Genomic DNA, 14143 nt, shown 5'->3' with positions numbered 1-14143 from the left:
GCCCGTGCACTGTCCACAGGCGACGGACCTTGTTCTTGGCAGCCGTTAGTGTGGGCCTCCGTCCGAGACGCTCCCACGCCCCCCGCGGGCGACCCCCGGTGCCGGAGGGCCCGTACCTCGATGTCCGCAACTCCCGAGTTTCCGCGACACGTCGTCACCGCCGTGCTCGTCTCCCATGACGGCGCGCGCTGGCTGCCCGACGTCCTCGCCGGGCTGCTCGCCCAGGAGCGCCCCGTACAGAACGTGATCGCCGCCGACACCGGCAGCGCCGACGAGTCGGCCCGGCTGCTGACCGAGGCGATCGGCGACGACCGGGTGCTCCACCTCGCCCGCCGCACCGGCTTCGGCGCCGCCGTCGAGGAGGCCGCGCGCACCGCGCCCGTCCTCGGCCCCGAGGAGCTTCCGTACCTGAAGCGGCCCAGCGGCTGGGACCCGGTCAGCCGGACCTGGAGCGACGACGCCTACGACCTGCCCGAACTGCCGTACGGCGAACCGGTGCAGTGGCTCTGGCTGTTGCACGACGACTCCGCCCCCGCCCCGGACGCCCTCGCCGAACTCCTGCGGGTCGCCGACGCCGACGCGTACGCCGGCGTCGTCGGCGCGAAGCTGCGCGGCTGGTACGACCGCAGGCAGCTGCTCGAGGTCGGCGTCTCCATCGCCCGCAGCGGCCGCCGCTGGACCGGCCTCGACCGCCGCGAGCAGGACCAGGGCCAGCACGACCAGGTCCGCTCCGTCCTCTCCGTCTCCTCCGCCGGCATGCTCGTGCGCCGCGACGTCTTCGAGCAGCTCGGCGGCTTCGACCGGCGACTGCCCCTGATGCGCGACGACGTCGACCTGTGCTGGCGCGCCCACGCTGCCGGCCACAGCGTCCTCGTCGCCCCCGACGCCGTCCTGCGGCACGCCGAGGCCTCCGCCCGCGAACGCCGCACCGTCGACTGCGTCGGCCGCTCCGCGGCCAGCCCGCACCGCGTCGACAAGGCCGGCGCCGTCTACACGCTGCTCGCCAACACCCGCGGCGCCGCGCTGCCCTACGTCCTGCTCCGGCTGGTCGTCGGCACTTTGCTGCGCACCCTCACGTACCTCGTCGGGAAGGTCCCCGGCCAGGCCGTCGACGAGGTCATGGGCCTCTTCGGCGTCCTGCTGCGGCCCGAGAGGATCCTCGCCGCCCGCCGTCGGCGCAAGAACCCGGCCGTCGCCGCGAGCGAGCTGAAGCCCCTCTTCCCGCCGCCCGGCGCCACCATCCGCGCCACCGCCGAACAGGCCGTCTCGCACTTCGGCGGCGACGATGCCGACTCCGGCGGCTCGCGGCACGGCGTCGCCGAGTCCGGACCCGGCGGCGACGACGCCGACTACCTGGAGATCGAGCAGTTCGCCCGGCTCAAGAAGATCGCCCGCAAGCCCGGGCCGGTCCTCTTCGCCCTGCTGCTGCTCGTCTCCGTCGTCGCCTGCCGCGGCCTGTACGCCGGCGGCGCGCTCACCGGCGGCGCTCTGCTGCCCGCTCCCGAGTCCGTATCCGAGCTCTGGGGCCGGTACGCCGACGGCTGGCACGCCCTCGGCACCGGCGGCACCCAGACCGCGCCGCCCTACCTCGCCGTGCTCGCCGGGCTCTCCGCCCTGTTCCTGGGCTCCACCGGCTTCGCGCTGACCCTGCTGCTCGTCTGCTCGGTACCGCTCGCCGGCTTCACCGCGTACTTCGCCGCCCGGCCGCTCGTCGAGTCCCGGCTGCTGCGCGCCTGGGGCGCGATCGCGTACGCCTTCCTGCCCGCCGTCACCGGCGCGCTCGCCACCGGCCGGCTCGGCACCGCGGTTCTCGCGATCGTGCTGCCGCTGATCGCCCGGGCCGGCGTCGCCGCCCACGGCTTCAACCGGCCCGACCGCGGCAGTTGGCGCGCCACCTGGGCGTACGCCTTCCTGCTGACCTTCGCGACCGCGTTCACGCCGATCGTGTGGCCACTCGCCGTCGTCCTCGGCGTGGCCGTGCTCGTGCTGCGCCGCTCCGACATCACCGCGTACGGGCTGCGCTTCCTCGCCGCCGTCGGCACCCCGCTGCTCGTCCTCGCGCCCTGGTCGCTCACCCTGCTGACCGGCCCCTCCGGGTTCCTGCGCGAGGCCGGCCTCGACCTCGGCCCGGGCGCGGCCTCCGCGCTCGACCTGCTCGCGCTCAGCCCCGGCGGCTCCCACACCACCGGCGGGCTGCTGCTCCTCGGCCTGGTGCTCGCCGCCCTGGCCGGCCTGCTGCGCGAGGAACGGCAGTTCGCCGTCCGCACCGCCTGGGCCGCCGCGCTCGCCGGACTCGTCCTCGCCGCGCTGGCCAACGCCTCCGGCTGGGCCGGCCCGGCCACCCTCGTCTACGGCGCGGGCCTGCTGGTCGCCGGTCTGATCGGTGCCGAGGGCGGCCGCACCAGGGTCGCCGCGCACGGCTTCGGCTGGCGTCAGCCGGTCGCCGCGCTGATCGCGCTGGCCGCCGCGCTCGGCCCGCTGGTCGCCGCCGTCGGCTGGATGGTCGGCGGCGCGGACGGGCCGCTGACCCGGCGCGACCCCGTGCAGGTCCCGGCCTTCGTCGCCGAGGAGTCCGGCACCCGCGACCAGCCCCGCACCCTCGTCCTCGGGGGCGCCTCGCCCGGCGAGGTCGAGTACGCCCTGGTGCGCGGCTCCGGCGGCCGCCTCGGCGACGCCGAGCTCGCCGTCACGGGCGGCGGCGACCCGCTCCTGGACAAGGTCGTCGCCCACCTGGTGGCCGGCTCCGGCGCCGACCAGACCGACCAGCTCAGCGGCTTCGCGATCCGGTACGTCCTGGTCCGCGACGGCGCGCCGCGCCAGATGAGCCGCGTCCTCGACGCCACCCCCGGCCTCAGCCGGCTCAGCCAGCTCGACGGCAGCGCCCTGTGGCGCGTCGACCGCCAGGTCGCCCGCGCCACCATCGTGCCGCCCGCCAAGGGCGACGAGCCCGTCGAACCCATGCCGGTCGCCTCCGACCAGGTCGAGGCGCACACCAAGATCCCCTCCGGCCCCGCCGGGCGGATTCTGCGGATCGCCGACCGCGCCGACGACGGCTGGACCGCGACCCTCGACGGCGCGGAGCTGAAGAAGACCACCGTCGACGGCTGGGCGCAGGGCTTCGAACTCCCCGCCGAGGGAGGCCGGCTCGACCTCACGTACGACGAGCCGTTCACCCACACCGTGTGGGTCTGGACGCAGGCCGGCCTGGCCGTCGTCCTCCTGGTGCTCGCCCTGCCCGGCCGGCGCCGCGAGATCGACGACGACCTGCCCGAGGAGGAAGTCGTCATCCCCGCCCAGGCGATGGAGGGCGACGGCCGCCGCGCGCGCCGGCTGCGCGCCGCCGCCGAGGCGGAGGCCGCGGCCGAGGCCCCGGCCGAGCCGGAGCCCGAGCCGGTCCCGGTGCCCGCGCAGCAGACGGAGCCGTATGCGGACCCGTATGCGCAGCAGTCGTACGGCGACCAGCAGACGTACGACCCGTACGCGCAGCAGCCTTATGCGGATCCGTACGCGCAGCAGTCGTACGGGGACCAGCAGGCCTATGACCCGTACGGGCAGCAGCAGCAGCCTTATGCGGACCCGTACGCGCAGCAGTCCTACGGGGACCAGCAGGCGTACGACCCGTACGGGCAGCAGCAGGCGCAGCAACAGCCGCAGCAGTACGACGCCTACGGCCAGGGCTACGGGTACGCCAACGAGAACGAGCAGCCGGTGTACGGCAACGACACCGAGCACGGTGCGTACGGCAACGAGACCGAGCAGCGTCCCGACGGGAGCAGCAACCAGTGAAGCGCACCGCCCTCTCCCTGATCGCGGCCGCCACCGCCCTCGCCGCCGTCACCGGCTTCGCCGCCCTGACCGCCCCCGACGGCGGCGCGGCGGAGGCCGCCGCGCCGACCCGGCTGCCGGTCGAGCGCACCAGCCTGCTGTGCCCCGTGCCCAGCAGCTCCGAGGTCGCCGAGACGGTCTACACGTCGTACACCCCGGCCGGGAAGGACGCCCCGGCCGGCGGGCAGGGCGCCGCGGGCAAGGGGGGTGCGGGCAAGGCCGCCGACAAGGCCGAGCTCCTGCCGTCCACCGTCACCCTCGTCGAGACCGACCCCAAGAAGGCGGCCGACGCGGCGAAGAAGCCCGCGCCCGGCAAGGCCACGGTCACCCTGACCAAGCCCGGCACGCCCGTCACCGCCGAGGTCAACGGCGCGGCGGCTCCGGCCCTCGTGGGTCACGCGACCGGCGCTCTCGCCCCCGGCTGGACCACCCAGCAGACCACCGTCGTCCCGGCCGGCGGCGCGCGCGGCCTGCTCGGCGTCGCCTGCACCGCCCCCGACACGGACTTCTGGTTCCCCGCCGCCTCCACGGCCAAGGAGCGCCAGGACTACGTCCACCTGACGAACCCGGACGACACCGCGGCCGTCGCCGACGTCGAGCTGTACGGGCCCGGGGGCAAGCTCAAGTCCCAGCTGACCGAGGGCATCGCCGTACCGGCCCGCTCCAGCGTCCCGGTCCTGCTGTCCACGCTGACCGCCGAGGCCCCGACGGCCGACGTGACCGCGCATGTGACCACCCGCACCGGGCGGGTCGGCGCGGTGCTCCGGGCCGCCGACGACAAGATCGGCAGCGACTGGCTGCCGGCCTCCGCCGACCCCGCTCCCACCGCCGTGCTGCCCGGCATCCCCGCCGACGCGAGCAGCGTCCGGCTCGTCGCGTACGCGCCCGGCGACGACGACGCCGAGCTCAAGGTCAAGTTCGTCGGGGCGTCCGGCACGATCACCCCGGCCGGCGGCGAGTCGCTGACCGTCAAGTCCGGCATGACGGCCGCCCTCGACCTGCCGAACCTGACCCGCGGCGAGGCCGGCGCGCTGCTGCTCACCTCGGCCGACCCCAAGCGGCAGACCCCGATCGTGGCGGCGCTGCGCGTGGTCCGCGGCAAGGGGGCCAAGCAGGAGGTCGGCTTCGTCCAGGCGACCGCGCCGGTCGCCGCCCGCGGCACCGCCGCCGACAACCGTGCCGCCGGCTCGACGCTCTCGCTGACCGCGCCGGGCGAGACGGCCCAGGTGAAGGTGACCGCTTCGGCGGGCAGCGGCGGCGGCGCGAGCGTCTCCAAGACCGTGACGGTCAAGGGCGGTACGACGACCTCGTTCGTCGCGCCGGTCCCGTCCGGCCTGAAGGGCTCCTACGCCCTGACGATCGAGCCGGTCTCCGGCGGCCCGGTGCACGCGGCCCGGGTGCTGGCCCTGCCGAAGGACGGCATCCCGATGTTCACGATCCAGACGATCACGGACGACCGCGGCACGGTCGAGGTGCCGGCGGCCCGCCAGGACCTGTCGGTCCTGGACGACTGACGGGCAGGGGGCCGGCCCCGGTCCGTACGGGTTTCGGGGATCAGTCCTGCCCGTACCGCGGGTCGACCGACTCCGGGGAGAGGCCGAGGAGTTCGGCGACCTGCTCCACGACCACCTCGTGGACGAGCAGCGCGCGCTCCTCGCGGCTCTTGGTGCGGATCTCGACCGGCCGCCGGTACACGACCACGCGCGCCGGCCCGTCCTTCGCGGCCGGCGCGGAGCCGCCGAGCGGCACCGTGTCCTCCCGGACGACCGGCGGCACCTCCATCACCAGGAACTCGACGTCGACCAGCTGCGGGAAGCGCCGCTCAAGACGCTCCACCGAGTCCAGGACCAGGTCGCGGAAGGTGTCGGCGCGGCTCGCGGAGAGCGGAACCTGCGGCGGCGCGACGGGACCGCGCATGCCGCGGCCGTGGCGGTCGCGGCGGCGGATCCGCGGCTCGGTCGGACGGGGCGGCAGAGGACTGTCCATCACTCACGCAGGGTAGCCCTCCCCGGCCCGTCCCGGCCCGGAAGCGACCGGCGTGCGCCGTGTCCGCTCGCGCGCCGGTCCCCGGCCGCCCCGTACGCCGGGGTCACCCCCGCTCCGCCGGGGCTGTCGATACTTGAACATTCCGGCCAAGCATGGGCGCGAATCGATATGTCTCTACGATCGCCTCTCTGGCCGTCGTTGACCGGTTTCCCATCGAACGATGTCCGGATCCCGCGCCCACCCCCGCCGCCCTCCTCTCCTCCCGTGCAGGTCAGGACCGCCGCCCCGAGCGGCCCCGTGGCCGACGTCACAGCGCGACACGGTGGAGTGACCTGGTGGAGAGTCGTCGCGGCCCGCTCAAGAGTGCGGTACCGTCCAACGCTGTGAGCCCTGTACGTCGCTGTTCGCGCACCGCTTGCGGCCGTCCCGCCGTCGCGACGCTGACGTACGTCTACGCCGACTCGACCGCGGTCCTCGGCCCGCTCGCCACCTACGCCGAACCCCACTGCTACGACCTGTGCGCCGAGCACTCCGAGCGCCTCACCGCCCCACGAGGCTGGGAGGTCGTCAGGCTCCTCGACGCCTCGGCCCCGGCCCGGCCCAGCGGGGACGACCTGGAAGCGCTTGCCAACGCAGTGCGCGAAGCGGCCCGTCCGCAGGAGCGCGCCGCCGAAGCCGGCGGAGCTCGCGCGGCCGACCCGATGGAGGTCGCACGCCGCGGTCATCTGCGGGTACTGCGCTCTCCCGACAACTGACCCGTCTTCCAGGCGCGTTCGGCGCGCTTTTCGCTCGCTGACCCACGCACGCCCCATTGACGTGAACTTGGCGCGGACACGACCATTCCGTTAAGCAGAAGTGAGAAATCGCTTTCCGCCTGACGGAATCGGGGGAGGCGCCCGTGTACGTCCAGGAACTCGAACCCGTCGCCGACTCGCTCGGGCTGTCCGCCCTCGTCGCGGCCCTGCCCCTGCTGATCGTCCTCGTTCTGCTCGGCGGCGTCCGCATGAAGGCGCACCTGGCGGGCCTCACAGGCCTCCTGGCGGCCGCTCTGGTCGCCTGGCTCGCCTATGGCATGCCGCTGGGCCAGACCGTCTCCAGTGCCGCGCAGGGGGCCGCCTTCGGGCTCTTCCCCATCCTGTGGATCGTCGTCAACGCCCTGTGGGTGTACCGGATGACCGTCCGCACCCGGCACTTCGACATCCTGCGCCGCTCCTTCGGGAGGCTGTCCGACGACCCGCGCATCCAGGCCCTCGTCGTCGCCTTCTGCTTCGGCGCGCTCCTGGAGGCCCTCGCCGGGTTCGGCGCACCGGTCGCGATCTGCTCGGTCATGCTCGTCGCCCTCGGCTTCGACCCGGTGCGCGCGGCGGTTGTCGCGCTGGTCGCCAACACCGCCCCGGTGGCCTTCGGCGCGATGGGCACACCGGTCGTGACACTCGCGCAGGTCACCGGGCTGCCGTTGGACGGCGTGGCGTCCGTGGTGGGCCGTCAGACGCCTCTGCTGGCCCTCGTGGTGCCTCTGGTGCTGGTCTTCCTGGTCGACGGCAGACGGGGCCTGCGCGAGACCTGGGTGCCCGCACTGGTCTGCGGAGTCGCCTTCGCCGTCGCCCAGTTCGCGGCCTCCAACTACGTCTCCGCACAACTCGCCGACATCGGGGCCGCCTTGGCCGGCGCGGGCGCCCTGGTCGCCGTACCGCACGCGCGCGTACCGGCCGACGAGTCCGTACGCGCGTCCGTGCTGACCGGCGCGCGCAGCGAGGACCTCGACGAGACGGACCCGCGCGGTGAAGTCCTGCGCGCCTACGCCCCATACGCGCTGATCGTCGTGATCTTCTCCGTCGCGCAGGTACCGGCCGTCAAGGACTGGCTGGCGAAGGCGACCCGGATGTACGACTGGCCCTTCCTCAACGTCGTGAGTCCCGACGGGGATCCGGTCGGCGGCAACGTCTTCACCTGGCCGATCGTCTCCACCGGCGGCAGCCTCGTGCTGCTCGCGGGGATCCTGACAGCCCTCGTGCTCGGCGTGCACGCGCGCGTGGCGGTCCGTGAATGGGCGGCGACCGTCCATGAGTTGAGGTTCGCGATCCTGACCGTGACGTCCGTGCTGGCGCTCGCGTACGTCATGAACCTCTCCGGACAGGCCGCCACCATCGGCCACTTCGTGGCGGCCGCGGGTGCCGGACTGGCCTTCCTGTCGCCGGTCCTGGGCTGGTTCGGAGTGGCCGTCTCCGGTTCGGACACCTCGGCCAACGCGCTGTTCGGGGCGTTGCAGGTGACCGCCGCGCGGGAGTCCGGGCTCTCCCCGGAACTGCTGGCCGCCGCCAACAGCTCCGGCGGGGTGCTCGGCAAGATGATCTCGCCACAGAACCTCACCATCGCCTGCGCGGCCGTCGGGCTCGCGGGCCGTGAGGGGGACCTGCTGCGCAAGGTGCTGCCCTGGAGCCTCGGACTGCTGCTGGTGATGTGCCTGATCGTGGTCGGACAGAGCTCACCGGTCCTGGGCTGGATGCTGCCCTGACCCCGTCGACGCCGTCTGACCTCAGGTAACGGCTCGGAGTCCACTCGGCTCCCGCACAACCCGCTGTCAGTGGCTACGGGTAGTTTGTGGTGACCGACAGGACTTTCAGAAGGGTTGGCCGTGGCTGATCTGTCACAGCTCGTGAAGGCGTACGACGTGCGGGGAGTCGTTCCCGACCAGTGGGACGAGACGCTGGCCGAGCTCTTCGGTGCCGCCTTCGTCCAGGTGACCGGGGCGAGCGCGATCGTGACCGGCCACGACATGCGGCCCACGTCCCCGGGTCTGTCGCGGGCCTTCGCGCGCGGAGCGGCCGCCCGCGGCGTGGACGTCACCGAGATCGGCCTGTGCTCGACCGACCAGCTGTACTACGCCTCCGGCGCGCTGAACCTGCCGGGCGCGATGTTCACGGCCTCCCACAACCCCGCCCAGTACAACGGCATCAAGATGTCCCGTGCGGGCGCGGCCCCGGTCGGCCAGGACACCGGCCTCGCCGAGATCCGCGAACTGGTCGAGCGGTGGAGCGAGGCGGGCGCCCCGGAAGCGGCCGCGGGGACCGGCACGATCACGCAGCGGGACACGCTGGACGACTACGCGGCCCACCTGCGCTCCCTCGTCGACCTGACCTCCATCCGCCCCCTGAAGGTCGTCGTGGACGCGGGCAACGGCATGGGCGGCCACACCGTGCCGACGGTGTTCGCGGGCCTGCCCCTGGACGTCGTCCCGATGTACTTCGAACTGGACGGCACGTTCCCGAACCACGAGGCCAACCCCCTCGACCCGGCGAACATCGTCGACCTCCAGAAGCGGGTCCGCGAGGAGGGGGCCGACCTCGGCATAGCCTTCGACGGCGACGCCGACCGCTGCTTCGTCGTCGACGAGCGCGGAAACCCGGTCTCCCCGTCCGCCATCACCGCCCTGGTGGCCTCCCGCGAGCTCGCCAGGCACGGCGGCAAGGGCACGGTCATCCACAACCTGATCACGTCCTGGTCGGTCCCGGAGGTCGTCAAGGAGAACGGCGGCACACCGGTACGCACGCGCGTGGGCCACTCCTTCATCAAGGCCGAGATGGCGAGGACCGGCGCGATCTTCGGCGGCGAGCACTCAGCGCACTACTACTTCAAGGACTTCTGGAACGCGGACACGGGCATGCTGGCGGCCCTCCACGTCCTGGCCGCACTGGGCGGCCAGGAAGACCCGCTCTCGTCCCTGGTGGCCCAGTACGACCGTTACGTCGGCTCCGGCGAGATCAACTCCACGGTCGCCGACCAGACGGACCGCCTGGCCGCGATCAAGGCGGCCTACGAGGGCCAGGAGGGCGTACAGCTCGACGAGCTCGACGGCCTCACGGTCACCACCCCCGACTGGTGGTTCAACGTCCGCCCCTCCAACACGGAACCCCTCCTGCGCCTCAACGCGGAGGCGAGGGACGAGGCGACGACGGCGAAGATACGCGACGAGGTACTGGCGATCATCAGAGCCTGACGGAACGCGGCTGCCGGGGGCGAGGTGGCGGGGCGAACGACCAAGTCGCGGCTCGGGCCCCGGCGTAAAAACCGCGACGGGAACCCCCACCCGCCGACCTCGCCCCAACCCCGGCGCCCCCCTCTCCCCGGCGGTACCCTGACCAGGCACATCCGCACATGCAGCCGTCCGCCCCCGAAGGGAACCCCCATGCCGCTCGAAGCCGGCCTCCTGGAGATCCTCGCCTGCCCGGCCTGTCACGCCCCCCTCAAGGAGCAGGACACCGAGCTGATCTGCACCGGCCAGGACTGCGGCCTGGCATACCCGGTCCGCGACGGCATCCCCGTCCTCCTCGTCGACGAGGCCCGCCGCCCCGCGTGACGTCCCCGCTGCCGCCGTAGGCGAGACAGCGACCCAGCTGCCGTAAGAGCGACAACGACACAGCGACCACCGGAGTCCCGGACCCGCGCGACCGACGACCCGGCGAAGCGACAACCCGGCGTCCCCGGAGACCCGGCGATCGGAGGCTGCCGCCCCATGCTCGACGAATCGCTGCTAGACACCCCCGAGGCCCTCTCGGAGGCCGACCGCCGAGGCCTGCTCCGCGGCGCCGCGGAGGCCGGCGCCCGCGTCCGCACGGCAGCCCGGCACGCCGCCGAGGCGGGGGTGAACGACCTCAAGCCCGACGGCCGCCCCCGTGCCGTCCTCATCGCAGGACCCGGCGCCGCCGCCACCTGCGCCGCCGACCTCCTCGGCACACTCGCCGGCGCCGGCAGCCCCGTCACCCGCCTCGCCCCCACCGGAGTCGCCCCCGCCGCGGGCGCCCTGCGCTGGGAACTCCCCGGCTGGGCGGGCTCGGTCGACCTGCTTCTGATCGCCACTCCCGACGGCACCGAACCGGGCCTGTCCCTGCTCGCCGACCAGGCCTACCGGCGCGGCTGCACGGTCGTCGCGGTGGCGCCCGGCCGCACACCGCTCAGCGAGGCGGTCGAGGGCGCACACGGCATGTTCGTGCCCATGGCCACGGCCCCGTACGAGCAGGCCACACCCCTCACCGCATCCGCCCCCGGCGTCCTGTGGGCCCTGCTCACACCGCTGCTCGCGATCCTCGACCGCGCCGGCCTGCTCACCGCCCCGCCCGACACGCTCGAGAAGATCGCCGACCGCCTCGACCAGATCGCCGAGCGCTGCGGCCCCGCCATCGCGACCTACAGCAACCCGGCCAAGACCCTCGCCGCCGAACTCGCCGACTCGCTCCCGGTGATCTGGACCGAGGGCACCTCCGCAGGGCCCGCGGGCCGCCGTTTCGCCGCCGCTCTCGCCGAGCTCTCCGGCCGCCCCGCCGTGATCTCCGAACTTCCCGAGGCCCTCGCCGCGCACAGCACGCTGCTCGCCGGGCCGCTGGCCGCCAGCGCCGACCCGGACGACTTCTTCCGCGACCGCGTCGAGGAAGCTCCCGCGCTGCACGCGCGCGTGGTGCTCCTTCGCGACCGGCCCATCGGCGGTCTCAGCGCCGCTCCGGCCGCCCGTGACCTGGCCCTCAGCCACGACACGCCGATCAGCGAGCTGGAACCGGAGTCCGGCGGCGAGATCGAGACCCTCGCGGAACTGATCGCCGTCACGGATTTCGCCGCCGTTTACCTGGCGCTCGCCTCGGGGGCCTGACGTTGCCCAGGACGCCCTGATCGCCGTACGTACAGAAAGAGCCTGATGGACCGCCTCGACAACACCATCCGCCCCTACGCCTGGGGTTCCACCACCGCCATCCCCGAACTCCTCGGCGTCCGCGCGACCGGTGAACCGCAGGCGGAGCTGTGGATGGGCGCCCACCCGGGAGCCCCCTCACGCACCGGCCGGGGCACGCTCGTCGAGGTCATCGCCGCGGACCCGGCGAAGGAACTCGGCGCCGAGGCCGTCGCCAAGTTCGGCCCCCGGCTGCCCTTCCTGCTCAAGATCCTTGCCGCGGGCGCCCCGCTCTCCCTCCAGGTGCACCCCGACCTCGCCCAGGCGAAAGAGGGTTACGACGACGAGGAGCGCCGCGGCATCCCCGTTGGCGCGGGCCACCGCAACTACAAGGACGCCAACCACAAGCCCGAACTGATCTGCGCGCTCACCGAGTTCGACGGCCTGTGCGGCTTCCGTGAGCCCGCGCGCGCGGCCGAGTTGCTCGACGCGCTCGGCGTCGACTCCCTCAAGCCCTACGTCGACCTCCTGCACGCCCGCCCCGAGGAGGCGGCCCTGCGGGAGGTCCTGACGGCTGTCCTGACCGCCGACCGCGGGGAGATGGCCCACACGGTCACCGAGGCCGCTGCCGCCTGCGCCCGCCTCGGCGGCGACCACGCCCCGTACGCCGACATCGCCCACCACTACCCGGGCGACCCGGGCGTCGTCGCCGCGATGCTCCTCAACCACGTCCGACTCCAGCCCGGCGAGGCCCTGTTCCTCGGCGCAGGCATCCCGCACGCCTACCTGAGCGGCCTCGGCGTCGAGATCATGGCCAACTCCGACAACGTCCTGCGCTGCGGCCTGACCCCCAAGCACGTCGACGTCCCCGAACTCCTGCGCATCGTCCGCTTCGAGGCCGCCGACCCCGGCGTCCTCCGCCCCGAGGCGTCCCCGGACGGCGAGGAGGTCTACGAGACCCCCATCGACGAGTTCCGGCTCTCCCGCTACGTCCTTCCCGAAGGCGGCGCCACCCACGACCTGACCCGCCCGACCCCGCAGATCCTGCTCTGCACGGCAGGTTCCGTGCGAACCGGGGAACACGAACTGAGCCCCGGCCGGTCGGTGTTCGTACCGGCGGGCGAGAAGGCCGAGGTGTCCGGCACGGGCACGGTCTTCCGGGCAACGGTGATCGTGTGACCGTGACGTGTGATCGTATGACCGGGCCTGTGGACGGCTGAGACGTCCGTGCCGGGCGAGGCTGCAAGAATGGCCCCCCGGCAAAGGACGGGCAAAGGCCTGGACGGGCACAGAGGCACTTGAGGCGAAGGGACAACGCGAGCAGATGAGCGCGTCAGGCGGAACCAAAGCGATCGTGGCGGCACTCGGCGCCAACCTCGCGATCGCGGCATCGAAGTTCGTGGCGTTCGCGTTCAGCGGCTCCTCGTCGATGCTCGCCGAGGGCGTGCACTCCCTCGCCGACTCCGGAAACCAGTTCCTGCTGCTGCTCGGCGGCAAGAAGGCCCAGCGCGAGGCCACCCCGCAACACCCCTTCGGGTACGGCCGCGAGCGCTACATCTACGCCTTCCTGGTCTCCATCGTCCTCTTCTCGGTCGGCGGCATGTTCGCCGTCTACGAGGGCTACGAGAAGATCAAGCACCCTCACGAGATCGAGCACTGGTACTGGCCGGTGGGCGTCCTCGTCTTCGCGATCATCGCCGAGAGCTTCTCCTTCCGGACGGCCATCAAGGAGTCCAACCCGCTGCGCGGCAACCTCTCCTGGAAGGAGTTCGTGCGCCGCGCCAAGGCACCCGAGCTCCCGGTCGTCCTCCTCGAGGACCTCGGCGCGCTCGTCGGCCTGGTCCTCGCCCTCGGCGGCGTCGGCCTGGCCCTGCTCACCGGCGACGGCGTGTGGGACGGCATCGGCACCCTCTGCATCGGCATCCTGCTCATCCTGATCGCCCTCGTCCTGGCGGTGGAGACCAAGTCGCTGCTGCTCGGCGAGGCCGCCGGCATCGAGGCGGTCCGGAAGATCGAGGCCGCGATCGTCGACGGCCACACCGTCACCGGCATCATCCACATGCGCACGCTCCACCTCGGTCCCGAGGAACTGCTCATCGCAGCCAAGATCGCCGTCCAACACGACGACACGGCCGCCGAGGTCGCCTCCGCGATCAACGCCGCCGAGTCCCGTATCCGCGAGGCCGTCCCGATCGCCCGCGTCATCTACCTGGAGCCGGACATCTACAGCGAGACCGAGGCCGCCAAGGGCGCCGACCGGGAGGCGACCCCCGGGGGACCGGCCCAGCAGCCGACGCCCGGCCACTGAGGTTCTGCCGCGGTACGGCTTTTGTGCTGTACGACGACGGGGCCCGCCGACTTTCTCGGCGGGCCCCGTCGGTTCTCGGTGCTCGGGCGGCTACCGGACCTCGCTCAGCACCTCCAGCACCGCCCCCTCGTCCGTCGCTGCGATGAGCCGCTCCCGGAACCCGGGGTCCATCAGTTTGCGCGACAGCAGCGCCAGGATCCGTAGGTGTTCATCGCCCGCAGCCGCCTCCGGCACGGAGATCATGAAGACCAGCCTGGCCTTCGTACCGTCCAGCGAACCCCACTCGACGCCCTCGGCGGACCGCGCGAATCCGACCACGGGCGCGGTCACCGCATCCGTCTTGGCGTGCGGAATCGCGATCTCCT

The 14143-nt window shown here is 73.2% G+C and carries 11 protein-coding genes; 9 read left to right on the top strand and 2 right to left on the bottom strand.

What is annotated here, in order from left to right:
* Positions 1–120: 120 nt before the first annotated feature.
* Together VIU94_RS29105 and VIU94_RS29100 are read left to right on the top strand one after the other, a co-directional pair.
* A complete protein-coding gene (locus VIU94_RS29105) occupies positions 121–3786 on the top strand; it encodes a glycosyltransferase family 2 protein (RefSeq protein WP_331915734.1) in 3666 nt (1221 codons plus the stop codon).
* Entirely contained in the window at positions 3783–5339 is a 1557-nt protein-coding gene (locus tag VIU94_RS29100; RefSeq protein WP_331915732.1) for a DUF5719 family protein, read from the top strand. Before VIU94_RS29105 ends, VIU94_RS29100 begins: the two co-directional genes overlap by 4 nt.
* A gap of 40 nt (positions 5340–5379) precedes the next feature.
* On the opposite strand, the gene VIU94_RS29095 is transcribed toward VIU94_RS29100, so the two are convergent.
* Positions 5380–5811 carry a metallopeptidase family protein gene (locus tag VIU94_RS29095; protein WP_331915770.1) on the bottom strand — a complete coding sequence of 144 codons (432 nt, stop codon included), beginning with the start codon at positions 5809–5811 and terminating at the stop codon, positions 5380–5382.
* A gap of 335 nt (positions 5812–6146) precedes the next feature.
* Here VIU94_RS29095 and VIU94_RS29090 point away from each other — a divergent pair, with 335 nt between their 5' ends.
* The 7 genes from VIU94_RS29090 to VIU94_RS29060 all read left to right on the top strand — a co-directional run bounded on the left by VIU94_RS29090 (position 6147) and on the right by VIU94_RS29060 (position 13778).
* Entirely contained in the window at positions 6147–6566 is a 420-nt protein-coding gene (locus VIU94_RS29090; RefSeq protein ID WP_331915730.1) for a DUF3499 domain-containing protein, read from the top strand.
* 143 nt (positions 6567–6709) lie between these two features.
* Complete coding sequence (locus VIU94_RS29085) at positions 6710–8326, top strand: L-lactate permease (protein WP_331915728.1); 1617 nt, start codon at positions 6710–6712, stop codon at positions 8324–8326.
* A 114-nt stretch (positions 8327–8440) separates the two neighbouring features.
* Positions 8441–9808 carry a phosphomannomutase/phosphoglucomutase gene (locus VIU94_RS29080; protein WP_280858067.1) on the top strand — a complete coding sequence of 456 codons (1368 nt, stop codon included), beginning with the start codon at positions 8441–8443 and terminating at the stop codon, positions 9806–9808.
* A 189-nt stretch (positions 9809–9997) separates the two neighbouring features.
* Entirely contained in the window at positions 9998–10168 is a 171-nt protein-coding gene (locus tag VIU94_RS29075) for a Trm112 family protein (protein WP_007382472.1), read from the top strand.
* 156 nt (positions 10169–10324) lie between these two features.
* Positions 10325–11452, top strand: coding sequence for an SIS domain-containing protein (locus VIU94_RS29070; protein WP_331915726.1), 1128 nt, complete (start codon positions 10325–10327; stop codon positions 11450–11452).
* Positions 11453–11497: 45 nt separating this feature from the next.
* A complete protein-coding gene (gene manA / locus VIU94_RS29065; protein ID WP_331915724.1) occupies positions 11498–12649 on the top strand; it encodes a mannose-6-phosphate isomerase, class I in 1152 nt (383 codons plus the stop codon).
* Positions 12650–12794: 145 nt separating this feature from the next.
* Complete coding sequence (locus VIU94_RS29060; RefSeq protein WP_331915722.1) at positions 12795–13778, top strand: cation diffusion facilitator family transporter; 984 nt, start codon at positions 12795–12797, stop codon at positions 13776–13778.
* 90 nt (positions 13779–13868) lie between these two features.
* On the opposite strand, the gene VIU94_RS29055 is transcribed toward VIU94_RS29060, so the two are convergent.
* A partial coding sequence (locus VIU94_RS29055) for a PTS sugar transporter subunit IIA (RefSeq protein ID WP_331915720.1) occupies positions 13869–14143 on the bottom strand: 275 nt, incomplete at its 5' end.

This window comes from Streptomyces sp. (assembly GCF_036566765.1).
In the GTDB taxonomy this organism is placed as follows: Bacteria; Actinomycetota; Actinomycetes; order Streptomycetales; family Streptomycetaceae; genus Streptomyces.
The sequence above is the reverse complement of the archived record's forward strand: the minus strand, read 5'-3'. Positions and strand labels throughout refer to the sequence as shown.

Excerpts from the sequence above, each read along its gene's own strand:
- VIU94_RS29095 (WP_331915770.1), bottom strand. The coding sequence starts at position 5,811 with ATGGACAGTCCTCTGCCGCCCCGTCCGACCGAGCCGCGGATCCGCCGC.
- manA (WP_331915724.1), top strand. The coding sequence starts at position 11,498 with ATGGACCGCCTCGACAACACCATCCGCCCCTACGCCTGGGGTTCCACC.
- VIU94_RS29060 (WP_331915722.1), top strand. The coding sequence starts at position 12,795 with ATGAGCGCGTCAGGCGGAACCAAAGCGATCGTGGCGGCACTCGGCGCC.
- VIU94_RS29075 (WP_007382472.1), top strand. The coding sequence starts at position 9,998 with ATGCCGCTCGAAGCCGGCCTCCTGGAGATCCTCGCCTGCCCGGCCTGT.
- VIU94_RS29105 (WP_331915734.1), top strand. The coding sequence starts at position 121 with ATGTCCGCAACTCCCGAGTTTCCGCGACACGTCGTCACCGCCGTGCTC.
- VIU94_RS29070 (WP_331915726.1), top strand. The coding sequence starts at position 10,325 with ATGCTCGACGAATCGCTGCTAGACACCCCCGAGGCCCTCTCGGAGGCC.